This window comes from Paracoccus sediminis (assembly GCF_900188295.1).
Taxonomy (GTDB): Bacteria; Pseudomonadota; Alphaproteobacteria; order Rhodobacterales; family Rhodobacteraceae; genus Paracoccus; species Paracoccus sediminis.
The window spans coordinates 1-6,080 of the sequence record NZ_FZNM01000027.1 but is presented as its reverse complement, the minus strand read 5'-3'; the positions used below and the strand labels follow the sequence as shown (position 1 = coordinate 6,080).

Annotated in this window: 7 protein-coding genes and 1 other annotated feature; of the genes, 4 read left to right on the top strand and 3 right to left on the bottom strand. The window is 63.3% G+C overall.

The window, feature by feature from the left end:
* Window positions 1–201: 201 nt before the first annotated feature.
* Both CHB77_RS17650 and CHB77_RS17645 read left to right on the top strand, forming a co-directional pair.
* Window positions 202–1,146, top strand: a complete 945-nt coding sequence (locus tag CHB77_RS17650) for a replication initiation protein (RefSeq protein WP_165456315.1) — start codon at window positions 202–204, stop codon at window positions 1,144–1,146.
* Window positions 1,143–1,544 (top strand): hypothetical protein, encoded by a 402-nt coding sequence (locus tag CHB77_RS17645; protein WP_089389441.1) that lies wholly within the window; start codon window positions 1,143–1,145, stop codon window positions 1,542–1,544. Before CHB77_RS17650 ends, CHB77_RS17645 begins: the two co-directional genes overlap by 4 nt.
* A 58-nt stretch (window positions 1,545–1,602) precedes the next feature.
* On the opposite strand, the gene CHB77_RS17640 is transcribed toward CHB77_RS17645, so the two are convergent.
* Together CHB77_RS17640 and CHB77_RS17635 are read right to left on the bottom strand one after the other, a co-directional pair.
* Window positions 1,603–2,460 (bottom strand): universal stress protein, encoded by an 858-nt coding sequence (locus CHB77_RS17640; RefSeq protein ID WP_089389440.1) that lies wholly within the window; start codon window positions 2,458–2,460, stop codon window positions 1,603–1,605.
* Between the two features lie 10 nt (window positions 2,461–2,470).
* A complete protein-coding gene (locus tag CHB77_RS17635) occupies window positions 2,471–3,967 on the bottom strand; it encodes a SulP family inorganic anion transporter (protein WP_089389443.1) in 1,497 nt (498 codons plus the stop codon).
* A 72-nt stretch (window positions 3,968–4,039) separates the two neighbouring features.
* Window positions 4,040–4,095, bottom strand: a sequence feature (sul1 is cis-regulatory element that is thought to sense ions involved in sulfur or methionine metabolism; They are found in Alphaproteobacteria).
* A 142-nt stretch (window positions 4,096–4,237) separates the two neighbouring features.
* Between CHB77_RS17635 and CHB77_RS17630 the strand changes: the two genes are divergently transcribed.
* On the top strand, window positions 4,238–4,486 hold the full coding sequence (locus CHB77_RS17630) for a DUF4160 domain-containing protein (protein ID WP_089389439.1): 249 nt from the start codon (window positions 4,238–4,240) through the stop codon (window positions 4,484–4,486).
* Entirely contained in the window at window positions 4,473–4,886 is a 414-nt protein-coding gene (locus CHB77_RS17625) for a DUF2442 domain-containing protein (RefSeq protein WP_089389438.1), read from the top strand. The genes CHB77_RS17630 and CHB77_RS17625 overlap by 14 nt, the downstream gene beginning before the upstream one ends.
* Before the next feature lie 10 nt (window positions 4,887–4,896).
* Here CHB77_RS17625 and CHB77_RS17620 read toward each other — a convergent pair whose 3' ends face one another.
* Window positions 4,897–5,475, bottom strand: a complete 579-nt coding sequence (locus CHB77_RS17620) for a helix-turn-helix domain-containing protein (protein WP_089389437.1) — start codon at window positions 5,473–5,475, stop codon at window positions 4,897–4,899.
* Between the last annotated feature and the right edge of the window lie 605 nt (window positions 5,476–6,080).

The following is a 6,080-nucleotide window of genomic DNA, read 5'->3' as shown; positions in this document are numbered from 1 at the left end:
GCGACACCCGACACTGACACTAGGACGCCAAAAATGGAGGCGCCGGAGGGTAAAAATGGAGGCGCCGGAGGGTTTGAATGGAGGCGCCGGAGGGTTTGAATGGAGGCGCCGGAGGGTTTGAATGGAGGCGCCGGAGGGTAAAAATGAGCCGTTGAAATGTAGATGACTCAAATATAACCTCCATTTATGAGGGAAATCACCGTGCCAAGCAGCGCCGTTGCGCTCCGATCCGACAAGCCGCTCACCCCGGCCATGGTCTCGGCCATCTGGGAACTGGCTTCGGCGCTCGACGCCGCCCGGATCCCCGCCGAAGTGGACAACAGCGTCTGGCTGGAACTCCCCTCGCGGCTGTTGCGTGGCGAGGATGGCCGCAACGATAACATCTGGCTACGCGAGTGCCTGACGCGCCTGACCGGGGTGCAGCTCAGCGGCGAATGGCGCGGCGATCCCTGGGGCGCGGTCCTGCTGGCCGAATGGAAGATCACCCAGGGCGGATCGATGGTGCGGGCGCTGATCCCGCCCGCCGGTGTCCATGCCCTGCGCAGCCCGCAGAACTTCGCCAAGATCGAGGCCCGCGCCGCCCACAGCCTGACCGGCCACGGCCGCCAGCTTTATGTGCTGCTGGCCGACAAGAAGCGCCTGGGACGGCCGTTCTGGACCTTTACCGTGGACGAGCTGCGCTCGCTCATGGGAGTGGCCGACAAGAAGTCCTATGAGGTTTGGGGGCAGTTCCGGCGTTGGGTTCTCGACCCGGCCTTGGCGGCGGTGAACGACTACGGCACGGTCGAGGTCAGCATGAGCCTGGAAAAGCGGGGCCGGTCGGTCCATGCCGTCACCTTCCGCTGGCGCTGGAAGGATCCCCATGATGCCGCCGAAACGGTGGCCGAGAATGAACGCCACCGGAATGCCCGCCGTCGCCAGCAGGACATGGGCGATGCCCCGCCCCTCATTGCCGATGAACCCCAGGCGGAACCGGCCTTGGCCTGGTGGTATGGCCTGACCCCGGCCGAACGGGAGGAATGGGCGGATCGTGTCGGCCGCACCTTCACGGCCGGGGGTTACACCGTGCCCCGGCGCGACGCCGATCTTGCCCGCGCGGCCTTTTCCGTTCATGGCGATGGGGTTCCAAGAGAAACCCCAAAATGACGCAGTACGCAACCATGCCGGAACTCTCCCTTTCACAGGCCGCGAAACTGACGGGCAAAAGCAAATCCACCATCAACCGGGCCATCAAAACCGGGAAGATCAGCGCGACCCGGCACCAGGATGGCAGCTATTCGATTGACCCAGCCGAACTCTCGCGGGCGTTCAGCATGGAACCTGAGGGTGGTGCGAAAAGAAGCGATGCGGAACCGGATGGGACCCGCCTCCTCGAACGTATCGAAGCCTTGGAATCCATGTTGAACCGTGAGCGTGAGATCTCGGCCGATCTGAAAGAGGACCGGGACCGCTGGCGGCAGCAAGCGAATGCCTTGCTGACCGATCAGCGCGCCCCTGCCTCTGCTGGATCCAGATGGTGGCCCTGGCGCAGAAAGAACCCTTGATGGCATTGTTTCGGCTGCGCTCAAAACCTTGGGCGCAAGCCTGTTGGCGTGGGTGCTCTCAGCGATAAAGCAGCACGGGGATCTTGACCGCCTGCACCATGGCCGTGGTGGTCGATCCGATGATCAGGCTGCGGATGCGGGAATGGCCATACGCGCCCATCACCAGCAGATCAAAGCCCTCTGAGGCGACGATGGATTGCAGCAGCTCATCCGGTTCGCCACGGACGACCCGTGCCGTTGCCGCCAGGCCAGCCGCCTTCAAGGCGATGATGGCTTCATCCATCCTGGCACCGATCGGACCATGCCCGTTGTCCACATAGAGAACCGTGATCTCCAAGTTCTCGAAGACCGCACTCTGCGCCATCCGCTCGATGGCCCGCCGGGCCGAGGCGCTGCCGTCAAAGGCAACCAGCACCTTGCCGATGGGTCTGAAGGCGCGCGAGGCAACAAAGACCGGCACCTTGGAAGCCCGCACGATCCGTTCCAGGTTCGATCCCAGATGACCGGCCGCAAAATCCGCCCCCTCGCCGCGCTTGCCGATGACGATGGCGCGCAGGTCAGGCTCGATCTCCTGGACGGCGTCCAGGATGTCGCCCTTGCGCAGCCGGGCCACGACGGGTCCGGTGCCATTGGCTTCAAGGATCGTTTTTGCATCCTCAAGGATCGCACGGCCCTTGGCTTGGGCCAGTCGCGCACGCTGTTCATCGGCGGTTGCCAGTTCTTCCAGGAGCGCCGAACGCGCACCAAGCTTCAGAGACCCCGAAAGATCCTGCTTGGTCGCAGCCCCTTCACGTCGACCGAGGACATGCATGACCTCCACCGTCGCGTTCAGGCGTCCCGCAATCCAGGCGGTGTGATGGCAAACGCTTTCCGAGTAGGCCGAGCCGTCCACCAAGGCGAGTATCTTGTTGGTCATGTCATCCTCCTCAATGCGCCATGAGCTTGTCGAGCGCGCCCGGTTTGTCATGGATGGCCAGCTTGTCGACCAAGGTCTCGGATGCCTCGTTCATGCCGACCAGCTGCACCTCGGCGCCGTCGCGGCGGAACTTCAGGATCGCCATGTCGAGAGCCTGGACCGAGCTGATGTCCCAGATATGCGCGCGGCTGACATCGATGATGACCTTGTCCACCGCTTCCTTGAAGTCGAAGGCCTCGGCGAAATCCTCGGCCGAGCCGTAGAACAGCTGACCTTCGACGATGTAGGTCCGTTCGCGCCCGTCCGCAGACAGGGTCGAGCTGATGCCGAACAGCTGCGCGATCTTCGCCGCAAAGAAGATGCCCGACAGCATCACGCCCACCAGCACGCCGATGGCAAGGTTATGGGTGTAGACCACCGTCACCACCGTCGCGATCATCACCACCGAGGACGAGCGCGGATGTGTTCTGAGGTTCTTGAGCGAGGACCAGGAGAACGTGCCGATCGAGACCATGATCATGATCGCGACAAGGGCGGGCATCGGAATGATGGCCACAAGGCTTCCCAGGCCCACGACCATGATCAGGAGCACGACACCGGCCGTAAAGGCCGACAGCCGCCCCCGGCCGCCGGATTTGACGTTGATGATCGACTGCCCGATCATCGCGCACCCCGCCATGCCGCCGATGAAGCCGGTGGCGGTGTTGGCGATTCCCTGGCCGATGCACTCCTGGTTGCGGTTCGACTTCGTGTCCGTCAGATCGTCCACGATGTTCTGCGTCATCAGGCTTTCCAAGAGACCCACCACCGCAACGGCGGCGGCATAGGGAAAGATGATCAGCAGAGTCTCGAAGGTCAGCGGAATGTCGGGGATCAGGAACACCGGCAGCGTATCGGGCAGGGCGCCCATGTCGCCCACGGTGCGAATGTCCCAGCCCATGGCCCAGACCAGTGCCGTCAGCACGACAATGGTGACGAGGGGTGACGGGATCGTCGTCGTGATGCGCGGGAACAGGTAGATGATGGCAAGGCCCGCCGCCACCAGCACCCAGGTCAGCCAGGTGACGCCCGGATTGCCGAAATCAAGCTCGGGCAGTTGCGCCATGAAGATCAGGATCGCCAGGGCGTTGACGAAGCCGGTCATCACCGATTTCGAGACATAGCGCATGAAGCGGCCCAGCTTCAGCAGGCCCGCGCCGATCTGCAAAAGCCCCGCCAGCACGGTCGCGGCCAGCAGGTATTCCAGCCCGTGATCGCGCACCAGCGTGATCATCAGAACGGCGGTCGCCGCCGTTGCGGCGGAAATCATGCCGGGCCTGCCGCCGACAAAGGCGATCAGAACGGCAATCGAGAAGCTGGCGTAAAGGCCCACCTTGGGATCCACGCCGGCGATGATGGAAAAGGCGATAGCCTCGGGGATCAGGGCCAGTGCCACGACAAGCCCCGCCAACAGATCACCGCGGATGTTACCGAACCACTGCGCGCGGTATTCGGAAAATGAGATCATGAAGTATCCAATGCCCCGCATCGGGAGGTCTTTTGCAAGACGTTCCAGGGTTCGCGGCGGGGTTCTTTGAAGGATTGTCCGGCGGATCGGCGGCCGGAAGAGCCACCCGGAGTTTCACCGGGTCCTTGCGCTTGGCTGCCTCATAGACGGAAAGGGATGCGAAGATCAACTTTGCTTTCCAAGCCCGTCGGCCGAGTTTGGGCGTCATGGGAAGGCACAGGATCGCATTGGCCCATTCCCAACCGCTTGGGTTTATGATAGCTTGCTGCCATGCCGACAGTCTTGCGCCTCAATGCCCTGCGCGTGGTGATCTACCCTGCCGACCATCGCCCTGCGCATGTCCACATCTGGGGGCAGGGCGGCGAGGCCGTATTCATCCTGAACTGCCCGGACGGCCCACCGGAACTGCGTGAGGTTCATGGCTTTACCCTGCGGGATGTGCGGCGCATCGAAACCGACCTGGGGCCGCACATCGCTGCCCTTTGCAGAGAATGGAGTCTGATCCATGGAGATTTCTGAACACGAGTTCGAGCAGGCCCAAACCCGCACCGCCGAGATCCGGCAGGCCGGTCATGCCGTGGCAGCCCGATATGACCGCAAACATGGGCGCGTGGTCGTCAGGTTGCACAATGGCGTGGAGCTGGCCGTGCCGGTCGGGTTGGTCGAAAGACTGGCCGGTGCCGCACCCGACGATCTGGCCGACATCGAGGTTACGCCCGCCGGTCTGGGGCTGCATTGGCCGAAGCTGGACGCGGACGTGTATGTTCCGGCGCTGATGCAGGGCGTGTTCGGGTCGCGCCGCTGGATGGCCGCGCAACTCGGCGCATCCGGTGGCAGGGCCACCAGCAAGGCCAAGGCTGATGCCGCCCGCGCCAACGGGCGCAAGGGCGGGCGCCCATCCCGATCGGCATCAGCCTGACGCACGAAATCTAGGACCGCTCTCCCCGTCCTTCATCCTTCATCGCTTCCACGATCTGATCGACATGCGTCCGCTGCTGCTGGGCGCGACGGACCATCAGGCTACGGGCCTGGTCGTTGTGCCGGTCCATCTCGCGCAACTGCTGGGCCAGCTGGTCCAGGTGCAGACGGGAAATCTTCTGGCCGCGCAGGACTGCCGTGTTCATGGCCCTCACGGCCTGGTTCACGTTCCGCCCGATCGCGGACACCTCCCTGGTCAGATCCGCGATCTCGCCGGCCTCGGGCGGCTCGATGTGATACACGCCCGCCGCATAGAGCAGCACCCGCCGCGCCGTGTCGGCCCGGCTCAGGTCCAGCTCCTTCGCCAGGGCATCCAGCCGCTCCATGTCCTCGGCGCTGACCCGCACCGTCAGCACCTTGCTGCGCGACTGCGGCAGGCGCTCCTCCCAGCGGTTCTTGAGGTTGTAGATCGTCCGGCGGCTGACCCCGTATTTCTTGGCCAGGGCCGTCACCGGCACCTTCGCGTCCAGCTCGCCTCGCAGCGCCTGCTTCTGGTCGTTCGTCAGGCGGCTGAGCTTGCGCTTCGGCATGTGTGAAGTATCCAATATTTGGATTGTGAAGTATTCAAGTCAAATTTCCTGCCATTCACACAACCCCTAAGACTGCTCTTCACAAAACAGGATCATTCTAGGCGGTTTTTCGAGTCTGGTTCTGGAGTTCGAAAGGCCGAAGGACAAAGCCGAGAGCCGCATCGTCGCTTTGCGGATAACAGGTGTCGATAGGCCAGCGACGCCCTCTCAGAGCCACGGAGAGGCCTTCTGGAGGCTCACTTTAGGTCCCTGGGTAGAGCTTCCTGCTTTCAGCGCGTTTCGGCCTTTAAAGGCCCCTTCCAGAGCCTCTGAGCGCCTTTCTGGTTTTCTCAGCAGATTTCTTGATCACCAGGACGATTGGGACCAGTCGAGGAACTGACCCTTGCCGGAGGCATCGCCCCGAGGCGCAGCGCCGATCCAAAGGGCTGGCGAGCCTCGGGGCGGGCGGCGCCAAGCCGCCAGTTTCGTTGCAGTGTCGGGTGTCGCGTGTCGCGTGTCGCTTCGCTCCCCGCGACACCCGACACTGACACTAGGACGCCAAAAATGGAGGCGCCGGAGGGTAAAAATGGAGGCGCCGGAGGGTTTGAATGGAGGCGCCGGAGGGT

What these genes read in the sequence shown, in the direction of transcription:
- CHB77_RS17635 (WP_089389443.1), bottom strand. Translation starts at nt 3,967, where the DNA reads ATGATCTCATTTTCCGAATACCGCGCGCAGTGGTTCGGTAACATCCGC.
- CHB77_RS17645 (WP_089389441.1), top strand. Translation starts at nt 1,143, where the DNA reads ATGACGCAGTACGCAACCATGCCGGAACTCTCCCTTTCACAGGCCGCG.
- CHB77_RS17630 (WP_089389439.1), top strand. Translation starts at nt 4,238, where the DNA reads ATGCCGACAGTCTTGCGCCTCAATGCCCTGCGCGTGGTGATCTACCCT.
- CHB77_RS17620 (WP_089389437.1), bottom strand. Translation starts at nt 5,475, where the DNA reads ATGCCGAAGCGCAAGCTCAGCCGCCTGACGAACGACCAGAAGCAGGCG.
- CHB77_RS17625 (WP_089389438.1), top strand. Translation starts at nt 4,473, where the DNA reads ATGGAGATTTCTGAACACGAGTTCGAGCAGGCCCAAACCCGCACCGCC.
- CHB77_RS17640 (WP_089389440.1), bottom strand. Translation starts at nt 2,460, where the DNA reads ATGACCAACAAGATACTCGCCTTGGTGGACGGCTCGGCCTACTCGGAA.